The organism is Telluria sp. PB2R4 (genome assembly GCF_059685695.1).
In genome coordinates, this window is sequence record NZ_JCASIC010000017.1 from 56,616 (window position 1) to 83,106 (window position 26,491).

19 protein-coding genes and 1 pseudogene are annotated in these 26,491 nt (G+C 67.0%); 7 read left to right on the forward strand and 13 right to left on the reverse strand.

Annotated features, from left to right (window positions below; all coding sequences use genetic code 11):
* Window positions 1–108: 108 nt before the first annotated feature.
* A complete protein-coding gene (locus tag AC56LU_RS22270; protein ID WP_497177783.1) occupies window positions 109–1,125 on the forward strand; it encodes a DUF1800 family protein in 1,017 nt (338 codons plus the stop codon).
* 200 nt (window positions 1,126–1,325) lie between these two features.
* Here AC56LU_RS22270 and AC56LU_RS22275 read toward each other — a convergent pair whose 3' ends face one another.
* From AC56LU_RS22275 to AC56LU_RS22315, 9 genes are all read right to left on the reverse strand, one after another.
* Window positions 1,326–2,096 (reverse strand): 2OG-Fe dioxygenase family protein, encoded by a 771-nt coding sequence (locus tag AC56LU_RS22275; RefSeq protein WP_497177784.1) that lies wholly within the window; start codon window positions 2,094–2,096, stop codon window positions 1,326–1,328.
* Between the two features lie 61 nt (window positions 2,097–2,157).
* Window positions 2,158–4,200 (reverse strand): TonB-dependent receptor, encoded by a 2,043-nt coding sequence (locus AC56LU_RS22280; protein ID WP_497177785.1) that lies wholly within the window; start codon window positions 4,198–4,200, stop codon window positions 2,158–2,160.
* Complete coding sequence (locus AC56LU_RS22285; protein WP_497177786.1) at window positions 4,197–4,712, reverse strand: DUF6702 family protein; 516 nt, start codon at window positions 4,710–4,712, stop codon at window positions 4,197–4,199. Before AC56LU_RS22285 ends, AC56LU_RS22280 begins: the two co-directional genes overlap by 4 nt.
* Window positions 4,709–7,099 (reverse strand): M1 family metallopeptidase, encoded by a 2,391-nt coding sequence (locus tag AC56LU_RS22290; RefSeq protein ID WP_497177787.1) that lies wholly within the window; start codon window positions 7,097–7,099, stop codon window positions 4,709–4,711. The genes AC56LU_RS22285 and AC56LU_RS22290 overlap by 4 nt, the downstream gene beginning before the upstream one ends.
* Window positions 7,100–7,188: 89 nt before the next feature.
* Window positions 7,189–9,567: a M1 family metallopeptidase gene (locus tag AC56LU_RS22295; protein WP_497177788.1), complete on the reverse strand. Its 2,379-nt coding sequence runs from the start codon at window positions 9,565–9,567 to the stop codon at window positions 7,189–7,191.
* Between the two features lie 139 nt (window positions 9,568–9,706).
* Entirely contained in the window at window positions 9,707–10,864 is a 1,158-nt protein-coding gene (locus AC56LU_RS22300) for a HupE/UreJ family protein (protein ID WP_497177789.1), read from the reverse strand.
* Window positions 10,861–12,027 (reverse strand): hypothetical protein, encoded by a 1,167-nt coding sequence (locus AC56LU_RS22305; RefSeq protein WP_497177790.1) that lies wholly within the window; start codon window positions 12,025–12,027, stop codon window positions 10,861–10,863. The genes AC56LU_RS22300 and AC56LU_RS22305 overlap by 4 nt, the downstream gene beginning before the upstream one ends.
* Window positions 12,028–12,083: 56 nt before the next feature.
* Window positions 12,084–12,365 (reverse strand): hypothetical protein, encoded by a 282-nt coding sequence (locus tag AC56LU_RS22310; protein WP_497177791.1) that lies wholly within the window; start codon window positions 12,363–12,365, stop codon window positions 12,084–12,086.
* Between the two features lie 10 nt (window positions 12,366–12,375).
* Window positions 12,376–13,875 carry a DUF4331 domain-containing protein gene (locus AC56LU_RS22315; protein ID WP_497177792.1) on the reverse strand — a complete coding sequence of 500 codons (1,500 nt, stop codon included), beginning with the start codon at window positions 13,873–13,875 and terminating at the stop codon, window positions 12,376–12,378.
* 216 nt (window positions 13,876–14,091) lie between these two features.
* On the opposite strand from AC56LU_RS22315, the gene AC56LU_RS22320 reads away from it, so the two are divergent.
* Both AC56LU_RS22320 and AC56LU_RS22325 read left to right on the forward strand, forming a co-directional pair.
* Window positions 14,092–14,685 carry an RNA polymerase sigma factor gene (locus AC56LU_RS22320; protein ID WP_497177793.1) on the forward strand — a complete coding sequence of 198 codons (594 nt, stop codon included), beginning with the start codon at window positions 14,092–14,094 and terminating at the stop codon, window positions 14,683–14,685.
* Window positions 14,682–15,383 carry an anti-sigma factor gene (locus AC56LU_RS22325; protein ID WP_497177794.1) on the forward strand — a complete coding sequence of 234 codons (702 nt, stop codon included), beginning with the start codon at window positions 14,682–14,684 and terminating at the stop codon, window positions 15,381–15,383. Before AC56LU_RS22320 ends, AC56LU_RS22325 begins: the two co-directional genes overlap by 4 nt.
* 12 nt (window positions 15,384–15,395) lie before the next feature.
* On the opposite strand, the gene AC56LU_RS22330 is transcribed toward AC56LU_RS22325, so the two are convergent.
* The 3 genes from AC56LU_RS22330 to AC56LU_RS22340 all read right to left on the reverse strand — a co-directional run bounded on the left by AC56LU_RS22330 (window position 15,396) and on the right by AC56LU_RS22340 (window position 18,629).
* A complete protein-coding gene (locus tag AC56LU_RS22330; protein WP_497177795.1) occupies window positions 15,396–16,235 on the reverse strand; it encodes a phytanoyl-CoA dioxygenase family protein in 840 nt (279 codons plus the stop codon).
* 87 nt (window positions 16,236–16,322) lie between these two features.
* A complete protein-coding gene (locus tag AC56LU_RS22335) occupies window positions 16,323–17,507 on the reverse strand; it encodes a GAF domain-containing sensor histidine kinase (RefSeq protein WP_497177796.1) in 1,185 nt (394 codons plus the stop codon).
* Between the two features lie 60 nt (window positions 17,508–17,567).
* Window positions 17,568–18,629, reverse strand: a complete 1,062-nt coding sequence (locus tag AC56LU_RS22340) for a hypothetical protein (RefSeq protein ID WP_497177797.1) — start codon at window positions 18,627–18,629, stop codon at window positions 17,568–17,570.
* A gap of 224 nt (window positions 18,630–18,853) precedes the next feature.
* Between AC56LU_RS22340 and AC56LU_RS22345 the strand changes: the two genes are divergently transcribed.
* The 4 genes from AC56LU_RS22345 to AC56LU_RS22360 all read left to right on the forward strand — a co-directional run bounded on the left by AC56LU_RS22345 (window position 18,854) and on the right by AC56LU_RS22360 (window position 26,163).
* Window positions 18,854–20,332 carry a hypothetical protein gene (locus AC56LU_RS22345; protein ID WP_497177798.1) on the forward strand — a complete coding sequence of 493 codons (1,479 nt, stop codon included), beginning with the start codon at window positions 18,854–18,856 and terminating at the stop codon, window positions 20,330–20,332.
* A gap of 206 nt (window positions 20,333–20,538) precedes the next feature.
* A complete protein-coding gene (locus tag AC56LU_RS22350; protein ID WP_497177799.1) occupies window positions 20,539–21,990 on the forward strand; it encodes a hypothetical protein in 1,452 nt (483 codons plus the stop codon).
* A 23-nt stretch (window positions 21,991–22,013) separates the two neighbouring features.
* Window positions 22,014–22,472 (forward strand): hypothetical protein, encoded by a 459-nt coding sequence (locus tag AC56LU_RS22355; protein ID WP_497177800.1) that lies wholly within the window; start codon window positions 22,014–22,016, stop codon window positions 22,470–22,472.
* 19 nt (window positions 22,473–22,491) lie between these two features.
* Complete coding sequence (locus AC56LU_RS22360; RefSeq protein WP_497177801.1) at window positions 22,492–26,163, forward strand: tubulin-like doman-containing protein; 3,672 nt, start codon at window positions 22,492–22,494, stop codon at window positions 26,161–26,163.
* Between the two features lie 28 nt (window positions 26,164–26,191).
* Here AC56LU_RS22360 and AC56LU_RS22365 read toward each other — a convergent pair.
* A pseudogene (locus tag AC56LU_RS22365) lies at window positions 26,192–26,491 on the reverse strand (hypothetical protein); the annotation flags it as partial.

Here is a 26,491-nt window from a genome sequence, read left to right on the forward strand (position 1 = left end):
AGCGTCGGTATGAGCCGCTAAGTGTAGCAAAATTGCAATGTCCTGCGGGCCGATTCACGTGTTGTAGGCAAGGCGCCCATGGCAGGTATATAAATAAGCATGCGAGTCTTGAACCTGTTGATGTACGGCGCCGTGCGCGCGCTGCTGCTCCTGTCGACGGGTGGCGCGGTCCAGGCGCATGGCGCCAGCCCGGTCGATGAGGGGCTGGCGCTGCACCTGTTGAACCGGCTCGGCTACGGCGCGGCGCCGGGAGAACTGGCGCGGGTACGTGGCGTCGACGTGCGCGCCTATGTCGACAGCCAGCTCGCCCCGCCACCCATGCCGCCGCACCTGGAGACGCAACTGCGCGCACTGGCCGAATCACGCAGCCCGGCCGGCGAGCAGACGCTGTTGCGCGCCATCGCCAGCCCGCGCCAGCTCGAAGAAGTGCTGACCGCGTTCTGGCTGGAGTATTTTCTGCAAACGGACGATGCGGCGCGCGCGGCCTTGCGTCCACCGGTGCTGGGCCGCTATGCGACGCTGCGCGCGGCAGTCGACGCTGCCTACCCGCGGGGTGGGCCGGCCGCCGGCGGCGAAGCGGCGGCCCGCGCGGCGCTGGTCCGGCATTTCGTCTCCGCGCCCAGTGCGGACTTGCAGCGCGCTGTGGCGCGGGTGTGGGAGGCAAGCGGAGGAGACCAGCGGGCGGTGCTGCGCACGTTGTTGACGAGCCGCGAATTCCTGGCGCCGCGGCAGTGGGGCGGCAAGCGCAAGGACGGGTTCCGCTTCGTCGTCTCGGCGGTCCGGGCGTCCGGCGTGGCGGTGGACAACGTCGCGCCCCTGGTGCAACTGGTGCGGAGGGAGATGACGGAAGGCGAGCGTGCCGATTTCATCGAGCGGCTGGCGGGCGGCCGGCTGGCGCTGGCGATGGCGCCGGTGCGGCCGCACCAGCTTGCTTCGTCGGCGCCGCCACTGCGCGCGCGCGCCGGTGGCGAGGGGTCACAGGGGACGGTATCCCAGCCGGGGCCGGTGCTGATGGCGGCGCCGACGCCTTCGGCCGCCGCCATGGCGGCCGCCGCACGGAGCCAGCCGGCACAACCCGGCCGATTGCGGGAACTGCTGCGCAGTGAGCGTTTCCTGCGTTACTGATACGTGGAAGCGAATATTGCGCAGTGCAACAATGCCCTGCCGACAGGCTGTATTTGGAAAGGCTTCCCAACCAAAAGTGACTACGTAATTCTACGGTATTGCAGTGCACAAAAAATCGCGCTATATTGGCACCGTCTCCTCCAGTTTTCTCTGAAAATTGGATTATCGCCCGCCAGCCGCAAGGTTCGCGGGCGCTTTTTTTATGCGACGTCCGCACCTTGGAACGCCCCGGCACGCCAGGTCAGCACCAGCGTATCGCGGTGGCCATGTTCGGCCAAGGGCTGGATCGGCGTCGATTCGTGGATGACGGCGGCGTCGTCGAGCAGCAGCAGGGTCCATGGTTCCAGCATCGTAAAACGTTTGCCGGAAGGCCCATCGGCCTCGAACACCCGCGTCTCTCCGCCCTTGATGCCGGTGCGGCCAATCAGGATCACCGCGACGAAGTCGACGCCATCGCGGTGTGCCCCTTCCGGGGTCGGGCGGCCGATGCCGTCGGCGGTATCGATGCGGAACTGGTGCGCTTCCACGTACCAGGTGTGGTGCCCGCGCACGCTGGAACAGGCTTGGCCCAGCGCGCCCAGCAGGCGGGCCCAGGCCGGATTCGCGACCGTCGCGGTCTCGATCGGCGCGAACAGGCGGTGCATGCCGCCGTGCAGGGCGTTGTATTCGACCGGCTGCCAGTGCGGGCGGTGCGGCACCTGCACCAGGGCGCGGCCGCCGTCGCCGCCGTCGTCGGAGCCTTTTTCCTCATGTATAAAGCAGGAATGGCGGCGACGGCGGTAACGGCCGCCATCCTTCAGGTAGTTGTCGAGTTCGAGCCGGTCCCAGCTTGGCACGAGCGACTGCAGCTCGTCGAGCGTGCAGCCGGCCAGGCGCGCGACATCGAGGGGGCGCAGCAGGGCGTAGCCCTCGCTGCGGATGGCGTCCGCCAGCTGCAGCGGGGCGGTGTAGGGGAGTTCACGTGGTGTCATCCGCTTAGCGTAGCAGCTTTCCATGCGGCTAGCATGCGGTTGGGCAACTCGTGAGAAGTCGCTACCAGTTCTTCGTGAAGCTCAGGCGGAAAGAACGCGGCTCGATCGGGTGGAAGTGGATGTCGTCCACGGCATCGGCTTCATTCGCCAGGCGCGACGCGTAATAGTAGTCGATCGCCGAATCGCGCCGGTTGGTGAGATTGAACCCTTCCAGCTCGATGTGCATGTCCTTGCCCAGCCGATAGCCGATGCGGCCGTTGAGCGTTAGGCTGGCGCGCGAGCGCACGCTGTCGTCCTCGATCAGGGGACGCGGGCCGAAGTAGCGCAGGCGCAGCGCGCCCGACCATGGACCGGCGCGATCCACCGTCAGGCCCAGCTGGGCCACGCCTTCCACCGCACCCGGAATCCGGTCGCCGGCGGGGTTGCCGCCGCGCGAACGCGCCCGTGCATAGGCCGCGTCGAAGTCCACCGACAGCCACTTGTTGGCCTTGTAGCTGTTCGACAGCTCGATCCCGTAGCGCCGGCTCGGATCGCCCGCCTCGGTGTTGCCGGCGTCGCCGATATAGCTCAGCTCCGAATCGAAATCCAGGCGGTACAGTGCGAGCGTGGTCTCCATCTTTGGGATCGCCACCGTGCGCAGGCCCAGTTCCATGCCGCGCGAGCGCACCAGGCCCGGGGTGCGGTCCACCGGATCGAGCGTCTTCGGGTCGAGCGCGGCCACCGTGCCGCGCGCGTCGTTGCTGTGGAAGCCGTGGCCATAGTTCAGGTAGAGCTCCGTGTGCTTCCAGGGGCCGTAGGCGACGTTCAGCGTCGGCGTGGCCAGGGTGTCGCGCGCGCGGCCGGAATTCTCCGGGCGGTCGCTCTCGACCCGGAAGCGGTAGGCGTTGGCGCGCACGCCGACGACGGTGCGCAGGTGCTCGTTCCAGCGCGTCGCGCTTTCCAGGTAGACACCCATGCTGGATTCCACGATATGGTCTTCGCGGACGGTGGCCAGGCGGCGTCGCGCGCGGGTGTCGTGCAAAGCGTTGAAGATGTTGTCGTTCTGGAGCTGCAGGCCCGCGGTGAGGTCCGATGCCAGTTCGCCCTTGCGCACTACGTGCCAGGTGTGGCTGCCGTCCAGGCCCGTGGTGACGCGCCGGTCCGGCTGGCTGAACTGGTCGCCATTGACCGGGTCGTTCAGGAAATAGGTGAAGTTCGAATACAGGTCACCCTGGTTGCGGATGACGTAGGCGCTCAGGCTCGTTGCGGTTTCGGCCCCGGTCTGGCGCCACACGCCGGAGAGGCTGCTGCGCTGGGCTTCGCCGCCGTCGCTGAGGTCGATCGTGTCGAAGCGTCCCAGCTGGCCGCCGGCGACTGCGCGCAGCGGCACCTGGTCGGTGGCGTTCCAGTGGCCGCGGTAATGCATCGCGCTGACGCTCCAGCCGTTGTTGGCGAAGCCACGGCTGTAGCGCAGCACCGCATTGATCTTGCGGTAGCCGTCCGGCCGCGTCCACGGCCCGTCGTTCTTCAATAGCTCCAGCGCGTACAGCAGGGTGCCGCCGAAGGCTTCCGGCGAGCCTGCGAGCACGCCGCGCGCGAAGCCATCCTCGCCGACGGTGAGGGATGCCAGCGGCGCGACCAGGCGGTTGGCATAGGCCACGGAAGCCTTGCCGGCCGACGAAAAATCGCCTTCTGCCGACGAATACGGTCCCTTGCGGTAGTCGAGGCGGGCGACCAGTTCCGGGATCAGGAAATTCAGGTCGGTCCAGCCCTGGCCGTGCGCGTGGCTGCGTTGGTTGACCGGCATGCCGTCGACCCAGGTGGCGAGATCGGTGCCGTGGTCGAGGTTGAAGCCGCGCAAGTAGAACTGGTTGGCCTTGCCCTCGCCGCTGTGCTGGCTGGCGATCAGGCCCGGCGTGGCCTCGAGCAGCTCGCCCGGGCGGTAGACGGTGCGCTGGGCGAGTTCCCTGGCGCTGACGCTGCCGGCGCTGGCCGAGTCGGTCAGGCCGATCTGGTTGGCGCGCGATCCCTCGACCAGTACGCGCTGCAGGACGAAGTCGTCGGCCATGGCGGGTGCGTGGGCCAGCAGCGCGGCCAGCGCACAGGGAAGAGGGCGGAGTTTCATGGGCGGGTTTCCTGGGTTGCCTGGGTTAACTGTTCCACGGCCGCCTGGCTGAAGGTCAGCGAGCGCACCGCGCCGGCGTTGTTGAGGTTCACGGTGTTGACCTGGTCCGGCAGGAAGTCCACCAGCACGGCATGGTGGATCGCCGCCGTCTTCGACAGCGGCGCGTTCTCCAGTTCCTGGTAGATGACCACGCTCTGCGAATCGGCGGTCATGCCGACCCAGCGCACCGGCAGGCGCGCCTTGTCCTGGCCTTGAAGCCAAAAGCGTCCCTCGACATACTTGCGCAGCACGGCCTGGTCTTCGGGATCGGTCAGGTCGAACTGGCGCCCGTACATGTTCATCAACAGCGCCTCGACGTCGTGCGCCATGTAGGTATGGACGATCTCCGTGCTGCCGGTGCGCGCGTTGAAGGCGACCTCGGTGATCCCCATGTGGAAGCGGTGCGCGCCCGCCGCCGCGCTCAGTGCGAAAAGCGCGGCGGCGAACAGGACCTTGAAGCGGCGCTGGATCATTGTTCGGCCTTCTTCTCTGCTGCCGGTGCCTTCGGCGCGTCCTTGGGCGGAGCAAGCTTGGTGTTGAAGTCGCGCATCAGGTTGCCCGTTGCCGGGTCACGCTCGGTCTTGAACAGTTCCAGGCGCGATGGGGTCGGTTTGGCCGGCCACGCGTTGTTGCTCACGTCGATGTCGGCGGTCTCCCAGTACGGGTCCTGCACCAAACTCACGATCGGCTCGTCGGTGACGAACAGCTTGGTGATCTTCCTGGGCGACATGCGCCACACTTCGGCCGGAATGCGCTCGATGGTCTTCTTGCCGCTCCTGGTGGTGATCTCGACGATCAGCGGCATCACCAGCCCGCCCTTGTTCGAGAAGTCCACCAGGTACAAGTGCTTGCCTTCCTTGAGCAGCGCCTTTTCCCAGTCTTCCAGGCCGCTGACAAGCTCGTTGAACTTGTTGCGGTCCTTGTTGGTGACGGTGAAGTCGTCGTTCTCGTTGTAGAAGTCCTTCAGCTCGGGGAAGCGGTCGACGCGGCGCTCCATGCCCTTGTTGCGCTGGTCGGTGATCGAGATCGGCTCTTCCTGCTTGCGGGCGCGTGCCCAGGCCTTTTCGATTTCCGGATCCTTGCTGCTGACGGTGTACTCGGTAATGCCGTCCACGCTGATGTCCACCGCGTCGGTGGTGTAGAACCAGCCGCGCCAGAACCAGTCGAGGTCCGTGCCCGACGCATCTTCCATGGTGCGGAAGAAGTCGGCCGGGGTCGGGCGCTTGAACTTCCAGCGTTCGGCGTATTCCTTGAAGGCGAAGTCGAACAGTTCGCGGCCCAGGATGGTCTCGCGCAAGATGTTGAACGCGGTGGCCGGCTTGGCGTAGGCATTGTTACCGCGCTGGATGGTCGATTCGGCATTGGTCATGACCGGCACCTGGTTGGTGCTGCGCATGTAGTCGACGATGTTGCGTGCCTCGCCGCGGCGCGACGGGTAATTGTCTTCCCAGGCTTCCTCGGCCAGGAACTGCAGGAAGCTGTTCATGCCCTCGTCCATCCAGGTCCACTGGCGCTCGTCCGAGTTGACGATCATCGGGAAGTAGTTGTGGCCCACCTCGTGGATGATCACGCTGATCAGGCCATACTTGGTACTCTTCGCATAGGTGAGTTCGCCGGTCTTCTTGTCCTTGACGGGGCGGCCGGCATTGAACGAGATCATCGGATATTCCATGCCGCCGATCGAGCCGTTCACCGAGATCGCGGTGGGGTAGGGATAGTCGAAGGAATACTTGTTGTACTGCTCGATGGTGTGGATCACGGCCGCCGTCGAATAGCGCTCCCACAGCGGGTTGCCTTCCTTCGGGTAGTAGGACATCGCCAGCACGTCCTTGTCGCCGCTCTTGATGCCCTGCGCATCCCAGATGAACTTGCGGCTCGAGGCAAAGGCGAAGTCGCGTACGTCGCGCGCCTTGAAGTGCCAGGTCCTGGTGGCTTTCGAGCGCGCCTTTTCCGCTGCTTCTGCTTCCGCCTGGGTGATGATGACGACCGGCTTCTTCGCCGTGCGTGCCTGGCGCAGGCGCTCGCGCTGGGCCGTTGTGAGCACCGCATCGGCATTCTGCAGTTCGCCGGTCGAGGCGACCACGTGGTCGGCCGGGACGGTCAGCTGCACGTCGTAGTCGCCGAACTCCAGCGTGAATTCGCCGTCGCCCATGTACTGCTTGTTCTGCCAGCCCTTGACGTCGTAATAGGCCGCCATGCGCGGGAACCACTGGGCCGACAGGTAGATATCGTTGCCGTCGTCGAACTTCTCGAAGCCGGTGCGGCGGCCGACGACGTTCGCTTCGGGGATGTTGAAGGTCCAGGCCAGGTTGAAGGAGACGCGCGCGCCCGGCTTGAGCGGCTGCGGCAGGTCGATCCGCATCATGGTCTTGTTCAGCGTGTGGCGCAAGGCGCGGCCATCGCTGCCTGTCACGCTGGTGACCTGGATGCCGCCTTCGAAGCGCCGCTGTTCGAGGGTGGCCTTCAGGGTGTCGAACTTGACGCCGTCGCTGCCACGTGCCAGCCAGGCTTCGCGCGAGGGCAGGGTGGAGATGCGGCGGTTGTCCGAATCGGCGCGGAACATGTTCTGGTCCAGCTGCACCCACAGGTAAGACAGCGTGTCCGGCGAATTGTTGTGATAGGTGACGCTACCCGCACCAAGGATGGCGCGCTTGTTCTCGTCCAGGGTCGCACGCAGGCGGTAATCGGCGCGCTGCTGCCAGTAGCGGTGCCCCGGCGCGCCGGAGGCGGTGCGGGTGTCGGTGGCGGTCGGCAGCAGTTCGTCGAGCTGGCGGAACTTGTCGTCGAAGGCTGGTGCGGCTTGCGCGGCGGTGGTCAGGAACACAGCGACAATCGCCGCCTGCAGTTGTTTCATTTTCATGCTCGGTCGTCTTCAATAAAGAAACGGCAGGGCGCGCAGCCCTGCCGGTATAAGGCGCCTGACTCAAGCGCCCCAGGTCAAACCAGTTATTACTCAGCCTTCGGCGCCTCGCCAGTTTGGCCCGCTGCTTTCGGTGGGGCCAGCTTGGTATTGAAGTCGCGCATCAGGTTGCCCGTTGCCGGGTCACGCTCGGTCTTGAACAGCTCCAGGCGCGATGGGGTCGGTTTGGCCGGCCACGCGTTGTTGCTCACGTCGATATCGGCGGTTTCCCAGTACGGGTCCTGGACCAGGCCCACGATCGGCTCGTCCGTGACGAACAGCTTGGTGATCTTCCTGGGCGACATGCGCCACACTTCGGCCGGAATGCGCTCGATGTACTTCTTGCCGCTCTTGGTCGTGATCTCGACGATCAGCGGCATCACCAGGCCGCCCTTGTTCGAGAAGTCCACCAGGTACAGGTGCTTGCCTTCCTTGAGCAGGGCCTTTTCCCAGTCTTCCAGGCCGGCCACGGTCTCGTTGAACTTGTTGCGGTCCTTGTTGGTGACGGTGAAGTCGTCGTTCTCGTTGTAGAAGTCCTTCAGCTCCGGGAAGCGGTCGACGCGGCGCTCCATGCCCTTGTTGCGCTGGTCGGTGACCGAGATCGGCTCTTCCTGCTTGCGGGCGCGTGCCCAGGCCTTTTCGATTTCCGGATCCTTGGTGCTGACGGTGTATTCGGTGATGCCGTCCACGCTGATGTCCACCGCGTCGGTGGTGTAGAACCAGCCGCGCCAGAACCAGTCGAGGTCCGTGCCCGACGCGTCTTCCATGGTGCGGAAGAAGTCGGCCGGCGTCGGGCGCTTGAATTTCCAGCGCTGGGCGTATTCCTTGAACGCGAAGTCGAACAGTTCGCGGCCGAGGATGGTCTCGCGCAGCACGTTGAGCGCGGCGGCCGGCTTGGCATAGGCGTTGTTACCGAACTGCAGAAGCGACTCCGAGTTGGTCATGATCGGCACCTGGTTCTGGGTGCGCATGTAGGGCACGATCGTGCGCGGGTGGCCGCGCATCTCTTCCCAGTTTTCTTCCCAGGCTTCCTGGGCCAGCGACTGCACGAAGGAGTTGATGCCTTCGTCCATCCAGGTCCACTGGCGCTCATCCGAGTTGACGATCATCGGGAAGTAGTTGTGGCCGACTTCGTGGATGATCACGCCGATCAGGCCATACTTGGTGCGCTTCGAGTAGGTCAGCTCGCCGGTCTTCTTGTCCTTGACCGGACGCGGACCATTGAAGGTGATCATCGGGTATTCCATGCCGCCCACCGGGCCGTTCACGGAAATCGAGACCGGGTACGGATAGTCGAACGAGTACTTGTTGTACTGCTCGATGGTGTGGATGATCGCGTGGGTCGAGTAGCGCTCCCACAGCGGGTTGCCTTCTTTCGGGTAGTAGGACATCGCCATCACGTCGGTGTTGCCCGACTTGATGCCCTGCGCATCCCAGATGAACTTGCGGCTCGAGGCGAACGCGAAGTCGCGCACGTTCTTGGCCTTGTAGTGCCAGGTCTTGGTGCCGGTGGCGCGGCCCTTCTCGGCGGCTTCGGCCTCGGCCTGGGTCACGATCAGGACCGGCTTCTTGGCGGTTTTGGCTTGCTGCAGGCGTTCGCGCTGGGCGGCCGTGAGCACCTGGCCCGGGTTCTGCAGTTCGCCGGTGGAGGCGACGATGTGGTCGGCCGGCACGGTGATCTGCACGTCGTAGTCGCCGAATTCCAACGTGAACTCGCCGGCGCCCAGGAACTGCTTGTGCTGCCAGCCGTAGACGTCGTAGTAGGCCGCCATGCGCGGGAACCACAGGGCGATCTCGAACAAGTCGTTCTTGTCGTCAAATTTCTCGTAGCCCGAACGGCCGCCGAGCACCCGCTGCTCGTTGATGTTGTAGTTCCAGTCGAGGCTGAACGACACGCGCGCGCCCGGCTTGAGCGGCTGCGCCAGGTCGATGCGCATCATGGTGCCGTTGATGATGTGCTTGAGCGGACGGTCGCCGCTGTCGCGCACGTTGCGGATATTGAAGCCGCCCTGGAAGGCATTCCCTTCCAGTACATTGCGCAGGGCGTCGAACTTCACGCCGTCGGTGCCGCGCGCCTGCCATGCTTCGCGCGAAGGCAGGGTGGCGGTGCTGCGGGCGGCCGAATCCGGCTTGTAGATGTTCTCGTCCAGCTGCAGCCAGAGGTACTTCAGCGTGTCAGGGGAATTGTTGTGGTACGTGATGGTGCCGGAACCGGTGAGCGTCCGCTTGTTTTCGTCGAGCGTGGCGCGCATCGTGTAGTCGGCGCGCTGCTGCCAGTAAGCGTGGCCCGGCGCGCCCGACGCGGTGCGCACGGCGCCCGGCGTCGGCAGCAGTTCGTCGAGCTGGCGGAATTTGTCGTCGAAAGGCGGCGCGGCGAAAACGGTGGCACTGAGGCACAGCGCGGCTAGTCCGATGGGCAGACGTATCATATTTCCCCTGGGTTTTTATTTGGAATAGGAAAAAGTATTCTAGCTTTACCTATTATCAATTGCTCAGAGGATTTGTAAAAAATCTGATACATAGTACATATGGTTGGCGAACCAGCAACCGCTGCCCGGCGTCGGCAATTCATGCCGCAATCCCGCTCCACAATGGCAGCTGCAGGTCGAAAGCGCGTTCCACCAGCCATACAGCCGCCACCAGCGCGATCACCGCCGAACCGCCCAGCATGACCACGCGCCGGTAGAACATGCCCTTGCGCAGCCACCATGCCAGCGGCAGGAACACGGCGACGATGGCCAGCTGGCCGAGCTCGACGCCCAGGTTGAAACCGACCAGGGACAGCAGCAGCGCATCTTGCGGCAAGCCAAGGTCGGCCAGCACACTGGCAAAACCGAAGCCGTGCAGCAGCCCGAAGCCGAAGGCGAACAGGACCCGGCCGCGCTGGTACAGCGGCCGCAGGTTGTTCAGGGCCGCCACGATCACCGAGGCCGCGATCGCCGATTCGACCAGGCGCGAGGGCAGCGCCAGCACACCCAGCGCGGCCAGTGTCAGGGTCAGCGAATGCGCCAGCGTGAAGGCGGTGACGACGCGCACCACGTCCATGGCGGCGCTGCGGAAGCCTTCGCGTCCCACCCACTGGCGGTCGCGGTAGAGCAGCACGGCCGGCAACAGCAGCGACAGCAGGAACAGGATGTGGTCGAATCCGATCCAGATGTGCCAGGTGCCCTGTTTGACATAGTCGGCGAACTGCCGCCAGTGACTCGGCTCGGCCAGGCGCAGCGCCTGGCGCGGATTGTCCGGGCCGAGGATGGCGGTGGAGGTAATGTCCGCATCCTTACCCGCATGGCGCAGCGCCAGCAGGCCGCGGTGCTGCGGGTCGAGCTCGGCCAGCAGCGTATAGCCGAGCTCCAGGCTGTCCACCGGCGCCGCGCAGGCACCGCGCAGCATCAGCACCGTATAGGCGCCGTCGGTATGGCTGTCCACCAGTTGCTGGGTCACCCGCAGCGGACAGGCGGCGCCGCCGGCGGCCAGCTTCAGGCGGCTCAGGGCATAGGCTTCGATGGCGCCGTGCCGGGCGCGCACCTCGTCCCAGGTCAGCTCGCCGTCACCGTTGGCGTCGAGCCCGACGGCCAGTTCGAGGTCGCGCAGGGCGATGTCCCAGCGGCCTTCGATGCGCGCACCGTCCACCGACAGGTTCAGGTAGCTGTCGCTGGCCTTGTGGGCGAAGGCGGCGGGTGTCCAGAACAGGACCAGGACCAGCAGGGCAAGCAGGCGCCGCATCATGCCTTGGCCTCGAGGCCGTCGAGGGTGCGGTCTTCCAGCTTGCTGTGGCGCAGCCAGTCGCGCACCAGGCGCGTGGCCTCGGCGTCGCCACTGGCCGCGGCGGCCTGCGCCAGGATGCGCAGGTCGGCCGGCTCCTTCTGCACCGCCCAGTTCAGTTTTGCCAGACGCACGGCATCAAGTGGATTGCCCGCCAGCGCCAGGGCGAAACGCGCCTCCTCGCGGCGATGGACCGTGTCGCCGCGGCGGCGAGCCGCTTCGAAGCGCGCACGCAGCGCGGCGACCTGGCCTGCGGCCTCGGGCGCGCCGAGCGCGGACAGCGCCAGTGCATGGCGCAGCAGCAGGGCGTCGGCCTGGGTGCGCGTTGCCAGGAGGCGCAGCACGTCGCGGGCGCGGCCGCGTTCGAGCAGAAAGTCGGCATAGGCGGCCAGCAGATACGTATCCTGCGGGTCGGCCTGCAAGGCGGCGCGGAAGTGGGCTTCGGCCGCGGCATGCTCGCCGAGCCGCTCGGCCATCTCGGCCAGCAGGGTGGCGGACCAGGCGCGCAGCGGCGCCGGCGCGTCGGCGCGAGCGGCCAGGGTACGTTCCAGCTGGCGGTAGCTGGCGCGCGCCTGGCCATTGACGCTGCCGACCGAGGCCAGGCAGGTTTGTACGACCAGGTCGGGCGCACGTCCGAACAGGCGCGCGCAGCCGGCGCGGGCGCCGGCATAGTCGCCGGTCACCAGCAGGATGGTGGAGCGGGTCAGCCAGGCCTGCGCATTGCCGGTATCGCGCCGCAGCACTTCATCGAGGTCGGCCAGGGCGTCGCCGAAGGCGTGGGTGCTCTGGGCCAGGGTGGCGCGCAGCACCAGCACCTCGGCCGGGGCCTGGACGCGCGGCTGCTTCCACCAGGGCGCGAGCGCCGCCTGGGCGTAGCCGAGGTAGCGCGGGTCGCCATCACGGCGCGCCTGCTCGATGTAGCGGCGCGCCAGGCTGGACGCCCGTCCCAGGTCGGACGGATTGGCGGCCAGCTGGGCGCGCATGCTCGAGAGCTCGCGCTGGAGCGGGTCGAGCCGGCCAGGCAGGCGTTCGATCACCTGCTGGCCGCTGGCCGGGATATAGGGAGCTGCGGCCGCGCCGGCACATGCCAGCACGACCAGCAGCAGGGGGGTGATCTTCAGGATCATCACGTCTCCAGGACGGGCGGGACGCAGCCGGCATCCCGCCTTCCGTTCAGGTCGGGTCAGGCCGTCGGCACCGGCTCCGGCTCGGTGTTTTCCGGCGTGGTGGCGGTGATTGCATCGATCGCGACCGGTTCGTCGTTGTCGAGCAGCGAGGCCACACGGGCGGCGACCAGCGCGAAGAACGAGTCAGTCGCTGCCGGCGGTGGATTGGTGCCGGTCGGCGGGGGCGGCGGCGTTTCGGCCACGTGATCGCGGTCGTTGCTGCTGCCGCAGGCCCCCAGCATCAGGGACAGCGACACCAGCAGCGCGCCGGTGCGCATGCGGTGAAGGGTGGAAGTCATGGCGTGCTCCTTACTGGTTGCCCGGCAGCGGGGTATTCAGGTAGGGGAAGGCCGGCTTGAACGATGCCGCGGTCTTGCGCACGCCATCGGTCAGGGCCAGGCCACCGGCCGGCGCGTCGGCCGGCTTGCAGCCCACGCCGAGGGCGTCGTTGGCGCCGGTCAGCACGCACAGGGCGCCCATCGACACGCGCAGGGCAATGTCGGTCACGTCGTCGGCTGGACGGCGGCCGTTCGGGAAGCCGGCGTTGTCGCCGCCTGCCACACCCATCGCGTTTTGCGCGGCCAGTGCGGTCGGCGCGATGCTGGTATTCAGGCGCAGCATCTCGGACGCCACCACGTTCTTCGGCTGGTTCACGCCCGGGATGCCCTTCAGGAAGGCGGTGACCAGGTCGTTACGCGGGAAGTTGGTCGGCGCCTTGGCCGATGGGAACAGGGTTTCGATCAGGGCCGGCAAGGTCGGATTGGTGACGTAGTTGATGAACTGTCCGTCATCCTTCGGCTTCGAGGTGTTAAAGCGGTCCTTGTCGTCCATGCCGATGATGATTTCGTTCACCAGCGGCATGCCCAGGCGCGAGACCTGGGCCCAGGCGCCGCCTTCCTTGACGGCGGTGTTGATCCCGCTGGCCGGTGCCGGATTGATCAGGCGGCCCTGGCGCATGCTGGCGGTGGCATATGCGCCGATGACCGGTTCGCCCGCGGCCACCACGCAGCTGATCGGCAGTTCGACGGCGATAGCGCTGACGTTCTTGTTCTCGAGGTCGTTCTTGTTGCCGTTGACCTCGGCGCCCAGCGGGTTCAGGTTGACCAGGTCGAAGATCTTGCCGACCGCGATATAGAAGGGTTCCTTGCGCTGGCCGACGAACACGCGGCCGGTGCCGCAGCCAGGGATGTTGACGTCATAAATATGCTGGTTGGCGTAGGTCTCGTAGCCGCTGGTGCCGCCGAAGGTCTTGTCGCCGATGTTGTCGACCGGCTTGTCGAACTCGGTGGCGCCGCCGGTGGCCGCGGCCAGGCGGGTGCGGGTGCCGCTGCGGCGGTCGCCCTTGACCATGTCGATGGTGAAGGTTTCGCGCACGTTGAGCGAGGCCGGATTGACGCCGCTGATGGTGTTCGAATTGATCAAGGGGATCAGCACCTGCTTGCCGCCCACGTTGAGGGCGGTACGCTTCGAGGTGCTCTTGAAGCGGAACTGGAAGGAGATGTCTTCCTTGGCGTCGCCATTGTTGTCGACGTGGATCTCATACAGGGCGTTGTTATCGAACTGGTAGAAGTTCGGGCCGCCCTGCGGATCCTGGAAGGGACTGAAGTTGGCAATCATGGTCACAAAGCCTTCACGCCCCGGCGCGTAGCTGCGGAACATGTAGAAGTCGGTGCCGTCCACTTTCGGTGCACCGGTCAGGAACGGGGCTTCGCGGTGGCTCGAGGCCACGGCGGGCAGGGTCAGTACGGCCAGGGCCGCGCCCGACAGAAGGGCGGTGGCCCAGCGGTGATGCTTGTAACCAGATTGCATGACGATCTCCTTGATGTTGTTGTTCCCTGCAGGGATGTTGGCGAGCTTGCTGCGACCACATGGGTCCGGCACGGCACGGCTACCTAGGCATATACGCAGGCCGCGTCTTATCGGATTCAAAATATTTTTATTGCATTGCCCGCGACGTAAATATGTTAAGTTTCTGCATTGCCAAGCAAAATCGTCAGAAACATTCGTCGCTGGGAAGGTGTCCTTGTGGTTCAGTCGTCAAATTCGCTAAATTCATTACAGCTGAATATCTGGTTACGTGGCGCCGCGCAGAAAGATGCGCTCGCTTTCCGCCAGTTGTACGAGGCCAGCTCGCCGCGGCTGTACGGCCTGGCGCTGCGCATCCTGCGCCGGCGCGAGCTGGCCGAAGAGGTTTTGCAAGAAAGTTTCGTCTCGATCTGGCACCACGCCCGCGATTACCAGGCCGGCGTGTCGGCGCCGATGACGTGGATGACGACCATCGTCCGCAACAAGTCCTTCGACCTGTTGCGCCGCCAGGGGGCAGAGATAGCGATCGACGGCGAGGACTTCGATGAAAGCGTGATGGCCAGCCTGCGCGATCCGACCGCCAACCCGTCCGACGCCCTCGAGCTGAGCAGCGAGGCGAAGGCGCTGGCGATCTGCATGTCCGCACTCGAGGAAAAACACCGGCACGTGGTCAGCCTGGCCTTCTTCCACGACCTGTCGCATAGCGACGTGGCGCAGAAGCTGGCGCTGCCGATAGGAACAGTAAAAACCTGGATCCGGCGCAGCCTGGCGCGCCTGCAGGCATGCCTGACGGCCGGCGGGAGGCGGCCATGAAGCTGCGTGGAAAGGAAGCGCTGCGCGACCGCCTCGCAGCCGAATATGTGCTGGGCACATTGCGCGGTCGCGCGCGGCGCCGCTTCGAAGGCCTGATGCATGACGATGCAGCTTTGCGCCGCACGGTGGCCGAATGGCGCGACCGGATCGGCGCCATGGCGGAATTCGTGCCGCCGGTGGCGCCGCGCACGCAGGTCTGGCGCGCGATCGAGGCGCGCCTCGGCTTGCGTGCCCACGCGCCGGCGTGGCAATTCTGGCGCCATGGCGCCATCGGCTACTGGCGCACCCTCGGCGTCGCCTCGAGCATGGTGGCGGCGCTGCTGCTGGTGACGGTGATGCAGGAGCGTAATGAACCCTCCTTCAGCGACATCGCCACCCTGACCGACGAACAGGCCCGCACCGCGCTGCTGGTGCTGGCCGATCGCGAGCGCCAGCGGTTGACCGTGCGCCTGGTGGATGCGCAGCCGGTCAGTGCGGACCAGGTACTGCAACTGTGGGCGGTGCCGCAACAGGGCAAGCCGCGTTCGCTCGGTCTGCTGGGGCAGGGGCGCGAGTTGTCGCTGCCGCTCACGCGCCAGGCGCTCGGCGCCGACGTCGCAGTGCTGGCGGTCAGCCTCGAACCGAAGGGCGGCTCGCCCGATCCGAACGGGCCGAGCGGGCCGATTCTTTACAAGGGCGGCTGGGTCAGGGTGATGTAGGTCGCGCCTTGCTCAGTCGAAGCCGCGCACAGGGAAACCGGCGTCGCGCTGGATCCAGTTGCGTGGCGAATAGCTGGACGATGCGTCGGTCGCATGCAGTGTGAATGCATGGCGCGACACCGCTGAACGGTTCGGGGCGCTGTAATGCGGCAGCAGGCCGTGGAAGCAGACCAGCGTACCCGCCTTGGCTTCCAGCGGCACGGCCGTGCTGTCATCCGGCCAGGGCGTGGCGTCAAGCTTTTCCATCTTGATGCTGTCGCCATCGCGCAGGAAGCGTTCGCGCAGCGGGCCGTGGTGGCCGCCTGGCTCGGCCCACAGGCAGCCATTGTCGACGGTGGCGTCTTCCAGCGCGAACCAGAAGGTGGTCACGGTGATCGGATCGCTGTCGAAGAAGGTGGCGTCCTGGTGCCAGCGCACTTCGCCGCCGATGCCGGGCTGCTTGAAGATGTACATCGACTGCCAGACCTGTGCCTGCGCGAGGCCGAGGTCGCGCGCGACGGCGGCCAGCTTCGGGTCGCGCGTGAAAGCGTCGAAGACCGGATCGAGATCGTGCATCGCGTGGCCGATCTTGTTGATCGAGAGCGCCTTGGCCTGGCGCAGCTGGCCGTCTGCACCGAAAGCCTCTTCCTCGAAGAAGCAGCGCACCGTGTTGTCCGAACCGAGAAACCAGGCGTCGCTGGCGCGTTCCTGGTCTTTTGTCGTGAAGATGGTGCGCGATTCGGCGGGGTCGAATTCGTCGACGATTTCCTCGGCGCGCCGGCGCAGGGCCGCGATCTCATCGAGGCGCTTGAAACCGGGGATGACGAGGAAGCCGTCACGCTGGTATTGATCGCGCTGTTCTGGTGTCAGCATGGTCGGTCGCTTCGGATAAAACCTCATTGTAGCGCCGCTACCGCTCCTGCTCCTCGCAGCGCTTGGCAATCGGCCCCCACTGCCGCGTCAGGCGCGGGGATCCGCCGCCATCGAAAACGTGAACGAGGTCGAGCCGGCGCTCGACGTCACCTCGATCGCGCCGCCATGGCCGCGCGCGATCTGGTCGACGATGTACAGGCCGAGCCCGAGCCCTTCGCTGCCGGCGCGCGAGGCGGCGCGCCAGTAGGGTTTCAGGAGCTGGGAGATGAGGAGCGGGCTCAGGTCCGGCCCACCGTTGGTGACACGCAGCGTGAAGCGGCCGTCGCGCACGTGGGCGACGACGAAGACCGGGTGGTGTTCGCTGCCGTGCACCAGGGCGTTCTTCAGCAGGTTGGACAGCAGTTGCGACAAGCGTTCCGGATCGCAGTACAGCGACATGCCGGGCTGGATCGCGGTATCGATCACGCGCTCGGGGTAAAGTCCGGACAGCTCGTCCACCACCTCGTAGAGCCGCAGGTCGGCGCCCACTACCTGCCGCAGGTCGAGCGCCATGCCGCTGCCCATGCGGCCGCGCGTGAAGTCCACCACGTCCTCGACCAGCGCCGCCATGCGCCGGGTGCTGCGCTGGATGCGTTCGACCACCTGGCGGGTGGACGGGTCCTGGTGCTTCAGCAGCAGGATCTCGGTGCCGGACAGGACGGAACCGAGCGGCGTGCGCAAATCATGCCCGAGCACGGCGATGAACTGCTCGCGCAGCTCGGCCGTTTCGCGTGCGTCGAGCAGGGCGGCGCGTGCCTCGCCCAGGTTCTTTTCGCTCTCGAGCTGCTTGGCGATCAAGTCCGCGAACAGCTGCAGGGTCGAGACGGTGACGGCATCGGTCAGGCGCGCCGGCTCCGGGTCGAGGCCGCACAGGGTGCCGAAATACTGGCCGTCCGGGCGGAACACGGGAATCGAAAAGTAGCTCTGGAAACCGTAGATGCGCGGGGTGTGGTGGTCGCGGTATCGGTCGCTCTCGCGCACGTGGTCGATGATCACGGCGGCGCCGGTATCGCGCACTTCTTCGCACAGGGTGGTGGTGACATCGAGCGGGTCGCCCGGCTTGAGGCCGAATTCGAGTTCGTCGAGCACCGCGCAGGCGGTCCAGGAGTCCCGGGTGACGTGGGCGATGCACACGAAGCGCAGGCCGGTCATTGCGGCGACGGTTTCCAGGATCTTCGGCACCGCGCCGATCGCCTGGACTTCATCGACACAAGAGAGTGCTTTTCCCGCCATGGAATGCTCTACGAAATGAATGCAACATGCCATGGTAGCACTTGCGGCGCCGAAGAAAAACTAGTTGTTACAAATCCACCGCTCCTGTGCGTAAACACATTCCTCGCCCAGGTACACCGCATCGGTCACCGCGAACACGTCGATGTGGTAGCGCGCATCCTTGCGCTTGAAGCCCGGTTTCGGGTACACGCCGTGCTTGGCGCCGAGCGACAGGTGGATGCCGCACATGCGCTCGTAGGTGCCGATGTCGTCCACCCGCCGTTCGCGGGTAAAGGCGCGGTTCAGCCCGAAGCCCAGCTCGCGCACCCAGACCTCGCCTTCGTCCTGGGTGATGTTGTCCAGCACCTGCTGGAAGGCCGGGGTCGCGTTCTCGGTGCCCACCACCCGCCCGCGTTCGATGATGAGGGTGACCGGCACCTCCGGGTGGTTGGAGCGGTAGGCCGTGTCGCCGAAGACGTGCACCTGCACCCGGCCGTGCACCGCCTCGAGGTCGAGTGCCTCGGTAAACACTTCGCCAATCGGGAACTGGCCGCCGACGTTGTTCATGTCGCTGTAGTCGCCCACGTTCAGCTTGGCCGGCTCCAGCGGCGAAGCGAAATGCAGAGTCTCGCCGCCGCCAACCACGCGCGCATGCGGCGCCGCGTCGATCCGGCGCTTGAGTGCGCGCCCGGTGCCGCGGAAATACTCCGGATCATAGGCCAGCGCCTCGATGTAGTGCTCCGACTGCGGGCCTGGCATGCGCGACAGGTGCACGTGCTCGATCACCTTCAGCCCGAGCTTGAACAGCTCGACCCGGATGCGGAAACCGTCCAGGCGGAAGTTGGTCGACTGCACCAGCACCACCAGATCCTGCGGCGCCATGGCGCGGAAGGCGGCCAGCACGGTGTCTGGCGTGGCGCTGTCGAAATCGATGAAGCGCGCGCCGGGGAGGTTGCGGCGGTAGCCCTCGGTCAGCGCACGCGCCAGGGGTGTACGTTCGTCGTAGACGACCAATGCCCCATGGTCCGGTACGTGCCCGAGCGCGATCGCCAGGATGTCGCCCAGGTGGGCGCCGGCGGCGTCGACGGCGTGCGCGGGAAGGTCCTCTTGCTGGCGGAGGTCTGGCGAAACTGGCGTATGCATGTTCGAGGGAAATAAGGGCGAAATCGCCGCCATTATACGTACGTTGGCCAAAAGTTCCGCGCATGGGCTCGTTTTTGGCTCGTCTATTGATCCTTCAGGTGTCAGCACGCGCTACCCCGTGTACGGCGCGCCGCGCGGCAGTGGCCGGCGCTATGATTTGAGCAACAACAACAGCCTCGACAGGCTAGATTTCGATCAATGTAATCAAGGCACAAGGCGACGAGATGGCATACAGATGGGAAACGCCTGCCAGTGTCTGGCAGGAGGACGAGCACGGGCAGTTTGCGTTGCTGGCCAGCGAAGGGCTGGGCCGCATCGACTGGCAGGCCCACGCGCCCGGCCGCCTGCCGGACGTGGCCCGCCTGCTCGGCGCTTCGCTGCCGGGCAGCTGCGACTGCGCGCCCATCTACCCCGAAGGGTTTGCCTTCTGCCCCAACTGCGGCAAGCCGCTGCAGCGCCTGCCGGGCACGCCCTCGCGCCAGGCCGGCTGGTGGGGGCCGGGCGGCGACGCCATGCTGCCGCGCCACGTGCCGCATGGCCTGCCCGTCACCTCGCTGCCGCTCGGCGACAGCCTGGAAGAGCGCCCGGCCGCGCCGCATCCCGGCCGCTGCGACCTGAGCATGCCGGTGCCGCCCAATTCCTGCTGCGTGTTCGCGGCCGCCCACTATGGTTTCCCCGAACAGCGCTTGCTGGCGCTGGCCCATACCCGCGGCGTGCTGCAGTATTGGGATCCGGTAGCCGGCCTGTGGCACGTGATGACGCCGGAAGAGGGCGCAGCGAGCCTGGCGTTTACGCTCTCGTCCTATGCCTGGCTGCCGGTGCTGGAGCCGCGCCGCGGCGAGGTCGCCATCGTGCCGACCAACGGCGGCCTGCAGCGCCTGTGGATCAACCCGGTCAGCGAGACCTACCGCCTGGAACCGGTGCTGCAGGCGCCACTGGCGGCCGCACCCGGCGCCATGCGCCGCCACATCGCCTGCCTGGTGGCGCCGGAAGGCGCAGTCAGGCTGTGGAGCGCGCGCCTGGACGTCGACGCGGTCGAGGAATTCGCCTGTCCCGATGTGCCGGCATCGGGCTGGTCGCGCCCGATCGGCTACGACGGCCGCCTGTACTGGCTGCACGAGCAGGGCCAGCTTGCGTGGCGCCCGGGCGAAGCGCCGTTGTTCACGCCCTGGCCGCCGGGCTGGCAGCCGCGCCTGGCCTTCGGCGGCCCGACCCAGAGCCGCGACGGCCGCCTGTGGCTCATCGGCCATGACGGGCAGGGCTACTCTTTCCTGGAGCTCGGCAGCGAACGGCCGCAGGCGGCGCCGATCGATGGCGCGCGCCTCGGCTTCGCCAACTTCCTGTTCCGGCGCGGCCATCCGGTGCTCGACGAACCCTGGTCGGGCGAGCATGTGGAAGACCTGAACCAGGACGAGACCCTGGTGCTGCCCCTGCTGCGCGCCTTCAACAACAACCGCAGCCAGCCGAGCGGGCTGGTGCTGCGCATGCACAAGGTCACCGGCCGCGCCGAGGATGCGCTGGAAGCCCGTGTGATTCCCAGGACCACGGTCGAATGGATCGGCCGCCGCAACGTGATCCTCGACGAGGTGGTGCGCCTGGTCCGCCCGCTCGACTGCGTGCCCTTCGTCTACGACGGCTGCCTGTGGCTGCATCATCCGGACTGGAACGCGATGCGCGGCTGGCGCCTGGAAGAGCCGGCATGAGGGCCGCTGTGGTTCAGCATCCCATCGTAGCGTGGGCGGGTCTCCCGCCCACGCGTTCAACCATCGGTTGCGCTGTCGCGACGCGGGCGTGGCTGGGACGCGTGGGCGGCCAAGCCGCCCACCCTACGAACCCGTTGGCCGAGCGTTATGCGCGCATGAGCGTGCGCATTGGACCCTTCTTTGCGGCCTTGGCGGCGCTGCTCTTCATGACAGCTGCATGGGCGAAGGCGCACGCGACGCCGCATGTATTCCTGGTGCAGAACTCGGGCTGGATGGAGCCCTTCTACAGCGACCCGAAGTCGCAGTTCAAGCCGCTGGTCGGCGCCCTGGCCGGCGCCGTCGTGCAGCCGGGCGACGCGCTGGTGCTGGCGGCCTTCAACCAGTCGCTGCCTGGCGCGCCCTCGCCCAGGGCGCTGCTGTCGCTCAAGGCCGACGGCAAGACCGTGCGCAGCCGCGTGGACGGCGCGCTGGCCAGCCTCGACACCGCGCGCAAGCCGGGGAGCGGCGCGCTGGCCGACACCGACCTCGGCGAAGCCGTGCAGGCCGCCATCGGCACGGCGCTGGGCGGCAAGCCCGGCATCGTCTGGCTGGTGACCAATAACCGCAACAGCCCGAACAACGACCAGGCGACTGCGGCGCGCAACCGCGAATTCTACGAGCTGATACATAAAGGACAGGCGATCGACAAGGTAGTCGCCTTCCCGCTGCGCATGCCGGTGCAGGGCAAGCATTACCAGGCCAATGGACTGATGGTGTACGCCTTCGCGGTCGGCAGGGAAGGCAGCCGCGCGCTGGACGGCCTGCTTGCATCCGGGCGCATCGGGCGCGTCATCACCGAACAGCCGGCGCGCCTGAAGCCGCTCGACCGCGACACCGTGCGACTCAGCCCGGCCCAGGTGGAAGATGCGCCGGGCGTGTCCTTCTCGCAGGCGCCTGGCGGCGCCCTGCGCGCCGACGTCGACCCCGATGCGCGCACCCCCAGGGCCAGCGTGCGCTGGCAGCTCGAGAATGCGATGTATCCGTACACCATCGTCTCGGCCACGCTCGGCGCACGCTCGCTGCTGGCCGGCGAGGACCGCCCGATCGCGCTGGCCAGCAAGCGCGTCGAGAACCTGGCGCCGGGCAAATCGCTGCCGCTCGGCTCGACGATGCAGCTGCCGGTGGCGCAGCTGCCCGACAAGTGGTCGATGGCGGCGCTCAAGTCGGCCGGCTCGGCCTATGTGCTGCCGGGGCGCATCGAGCTGCACCTGGCGAACCAGCGCCTGGCGCTGTCGCAGGACTTCCGCCAGCGCATGGCCGCGCTGTTCCCGGGCGACCCGCTGCCCGACATCTTCACGCCGCCCAGCACGGTGCAAGCCTCGACCGCGGTGCTGCCGCTGGAGGTGCGGGTGCATTACGGCATGGGCCCGCTGGCGGCGCTGGGCGGCCTGGCGGCGGCGCTGCTTGCCGCGGGCGGGGCAGCCGCGTGGGCCTACGGCCGGCCGCGCGTGGCCCAGCTCACCGTCGAGGACGAGTTGCGCACCATGCGCGCCCGGCCCGGCACCACGCAACCCATTTACGACAAGGGCGGCGCCCAGGTGGCGCAACTCAAGACCACGCTGTTCGGCCATCAGTTAATCGACCTGCGCGAGGGCGCGCAGGTGCGCCTGGGCCGCTAACAATAAAAAAGGAAACAAACCCCATGCAAGGCACCCAACAACCATCCGCGCCATCGCCCGCCGATCCCGGCTTCAAGCTGCCGGAAGAATCGGCTTCGCCGCAAGATTCGCTGCCGCAAACCTTGCCCGAGACCGCCGGCCGTCCCGTCGAGGTCGTGCCCGACACCACGACGGCACCGGTGCCGGCCACCGACACCTCGACCCGCGACCTGGCGATCGGCGCGGTGGTGTTCGCGATCCTGCTGGTGGTGTACTTCTTCGTGCGTAACGCCTACGTGCACCACCTGGTGGTGCGGCGCGTCGCGCCCTCATCGGCGGGCAGCGCCGGCTGGCTGTTGTTTGTCGGCCTGGGCTTCCTGTCGGCAGCCGCGGTACTGGCGATCATCAACGCCAGCAAATTCCTGACCTTCGCCGTCACCGGCCCGCTGGTGGCGGTCGGCCTGGTGGCGCTGGTCGCAGCCCTGTTCATCGGCCGCCGCTGAACCTGATAAAGAGAACAACATGGCAGATTTTTCCAACCCAGCAGCCTTGAACGCCAAGCAGGAATTGAAGGTCGACCTGCGCCCGACCCTGTTCATCGGCGCCGGCGGTACCGGCATGGAAGTGATGATGCGCATCCGCCGCCGCATCCTGTCGGCGGTCTGGAACCGCCACCACCCGACCCGCGTCGAATCGATCGGCGACTTCCCGGTGGCGCGTTTCCTGCACTTCGACCTCGACAACAACGCCATCATCGACGAGGGCAAGTCGCAGCGCACCGACCCCTGGTACGAACTGGTGAAGCTGACCGACGAAGAGCGCCTGGTCGAGCCGCTCGACCTGCCGCAGTACCATGAGTCCGACGACAGCCTGGCGCGCTTTCCGCTGATCGAAAGCTGGATGCCGCTGCGTCCGAAAAAGCTGCGCTCGCTCGGCATCGATCCCTCCAAGGGCGCCGGCCAGATCCGCGCGCTGGCACGGCTCTATTTGTTCGACAAATACCCGAAGCTGCGCGGACGCATCAAGGGCGCGCTGAACACCCTGGGCAGCAATGCCGGCATCGAGCGCAAGGAGAACTACCAGCGTCTCGGCCTGCAGGTCGACACATCGAAGTTCCGCATCGTGGTCATCGCCTCCTGCGCGGGCGGCACCGGCGCCGGCAGCGTGCTCGACCTCGGCTGGCTGTCGAAAGCCATCGCCCGCCAGGAGGTCTCGGACAGCCAGGTCGACCTGGTGCTGCTGATGCCTGGCGGCTTCGCCAAGGCCAACAAGGAACGCACCGAGGCCAATGCCTACGCCACCCTGATGGAGCTGGAAACGGCGATGCGCGACATGAACGCGCAAGTCCACTGGATGGACCCGGACAGCATCACCGGGCGCGGCGCACCCTTCGACGACGTGTATTTCGTCGATACCGCCAACCTGGCCAACAAGGCCACGCTGGATGTGAAGGACGTGTACCAGATGGTGGCCGACACCCTGTTCGAAGACTTCGCCTCGGCCGATTTCGCCAACCGCAAGCGCTCGGTCGCGGTCAACCAGCAGCAGCACAAGCTCGGGCCCTACAACCCGCGCGTTCCCGAGCAGCGCTTCGGCGACATGCGCCTGTCCTATTCCAAGGCCTATTCCGCGTTCGGCCAGTCGGTGCTCGACACCCAGCAAAGCCTGCGCGACGACATCCGCGCCTACGAGCTGGCCGGGCTGATGGTGAAAGCCTTCTTCGGCCTGGTCGGCACCGATGCGAAAGGCGAGACGACGGCCGCCAGGCGCGCCGGCGACGCCGAGCGCGACAGCTTCATGCGCGAGCAGATGGACATGGCCGAGCGCCCCTTCGACATCTTCCCCGACTTCCGCAAGGGCACGGTGGACGTCACGCCCTTCCCGGAGTATGCGCTCACCGGCACGCTCCTGTTGGATAAGGACGGAAGGCTGCTGCTGGAACGCGTCGAGAGCAAGGTGCAGCTCGAAGTCGACCGCATCATGGCGTCCTACGATATCAAGCTGTGGCGCGAGAAGGTCGCCGAACTGCTCCCGCAGCTCGAGCGCGACGCCATCCGCGAAGCCGGCGCCACAGCCGAGACCAGCGAGGACCGCATCAAGCGCCACACGGGTGAAGTCACCGCGCGCCTCAAGACACGGGTGCGCGAGCGCCTGTACGCGCTGCTGGACGACCGCAAGCAGGGCGGCCTGGAATTCGTGCTCTCGCTGCTGGAGCAGGTCAAGGCGCGCCTGTCGCAGCGCGACCTCGTCAACGTCGAGCGCAACGGCCGCCGCTACCGCGACATCCGCGACGCGCTGCGCACGCGCCAGGTGGAGGAATCGCTGAACAACCTGTCGCAGGCCGCCGGACGCATGTTCGGCAAGGAGCCGCAGGCGCGCGAAGTCATGAACCACCTCAAGCGCGACATCGCCGACTACCTGCGCTTCCATTTGCTGGCGGTCGCGGCCAACCAGTCGATCGAGGTGATGCGCAATATGTCGTCCTGGCTGGGCGAACCGCAGGCCACCGACGAATACGGGAATGCCCAGTGGAGCGGCATCGCCGGCGAATTCCAGGACGGACGGCGCCAGGTCCAGGCCATGCTGCAGGCCGCCGACCAGCGCATCAGCCAGCTGCGCGCCGATGCGCGCCAGGAGCACGCCACCTACATCAAGCTGGCCAGCGACACGCTGCCGCCGCCGGTACGCCTGAGCGGCGACGTCAGCGCCTGGAGCGAGGAAGTGCTGCTGGAATTCGGCGGCTCGGCGCGCCTGTTCCCGCAGCTGGGCGACGAACGCCTGCGCGCCGACCTGCTGCTCAAGCTGTTCCGCCGCGCCCAGCTGCAGCTGTCGACCCAGGAACTGGAGCAGCCGGAGCCAGGCGACCCGCTGCTCGAACGCCTGTCCAGCATGACGCCCCAGGAACGCCAGCGCGTGTTCGCCGAATGGATCCGCAGCGCCATGCCGTGGGTGAACGCGCGCTTCTCGGCCGAGTTCACCCCGAATGCCGACCAGTTCAAGTGCTTCATCGGCGTCGGCGACGTGGCTGCCTGGCGCAAGATGGAGGGCGAGCTGCGCGCCGCGGTGCCGACCGGTTACTTCCATGGCGAGCTGCTCTCGGTCGTCAACACGGGTATTTCCGGCAAGGCGGTCTGCTACATCGAGCTGTCGGGCTACCCGATGACGGTGCTGCGCGGCCTGCCGACCTGGCGCGCCTCGTACCAGATCGAGAACCCGAAGATCCCGACCCACCTGCATTTCGACGCCACCCGCTTCCGCCACCCGCTGTCGCCCTCGATGGATGAGCTGAACCGGCTGGCCGACGACTACGAGTGGTTCCTGCAGGCGATCGCGCTCGGCGTCATCCGCCGCAAGGCCGACCTGGGCGACCGCGAAGCCAGCTTCCAGCCGCGCGGGCAATACCTGTTCGAGGTCGAGCCGGGCTCGGGCGAGTGGCTCCAGATCGGCAACGAGTACGCGATCCGCTCCAACGGGCTGCCGCCGTACTACCGCGACGGCCTGATTCAGGGTGTGCGCCACCGGCTGGCGGGCGTGGGGCCGCACCAGCTGCTGTTGCTGGCGGCCCTGATGCGCTACTACCAGCTGCGCGTGTACGAACCGCGCCTCGAGGTGGACGAGACCGGCGCCCAGCTGCCGTCGCCCTCGCTGCCGAACATCACCGCACGCCGCCTGTACGACGCGTGGATCCGGCGCGCCGCCGCGCTCGACCCGACGCTGTCGCACAGCCAGATCGAGACCGCCTTGAGCGGCATCCAGGGCTGGACCGAGACGGTGCCGGATTCCGCCGGCGACGCCTACAGCTGGGAAGTCGAGCGTCCGGTGGACAAGCGCGTGATCCTGCCGCAGTTCCTGCACAGCGACGAGCATGCGGCCGCGGTGCTGCAGCAGCGCGCCGTCGGCGGCGTGGAGCTAGCGAAAGCGCCGGCGCCGGCCGCGATGGTGCAGCCGCGCTACAAGCTGTTCGTGCAGGGCGCCCAGCGCGGCCCGTTCACGATCGACGAGGTCGCCACCCAGGCCGCGCGCGGCGAGATCGACGCGTCGACGCGTGCCTGGAACATGGCCTGGAACCCGAAGCTGGACAAGTGGAGCACGGTCGGCGCGCAGCCTGAACTGGCGGCGCTGCTGGGCGATGCGATTCCCGACCCTGAGGACGGCGCGCCCAGCGCCGGCGACGGTATCCCGGACCCGGAATGAAGGACGGCATGGTGCAAGACGACGCGGTCTACCGCTGCATCGGCCCCCACTGCGGGCGCCTGATGCCGAGGCGGGTGAATTTCTGTCCATGGTGCGGCACGGCCCAGGCTGCGCTGCCCGCGCAGCCGCCGCAGTCGAATACGGTGCCGCCGTTGCTGGCCAAGCCGCCGGTGGAAGCGCCGCGGCCTGCACCAACGCCGCCGGTCGCGCCGGCGCCGACGCCCATGCCGACGCCGACGCCGTCGCTGCCACCGCCCGTGCACCCGGCGGCGGCGTCGGCGGCAGCGGGGCAGGCGCAAGCGCAGGCACAGGCGCGGGCACAAGCGCA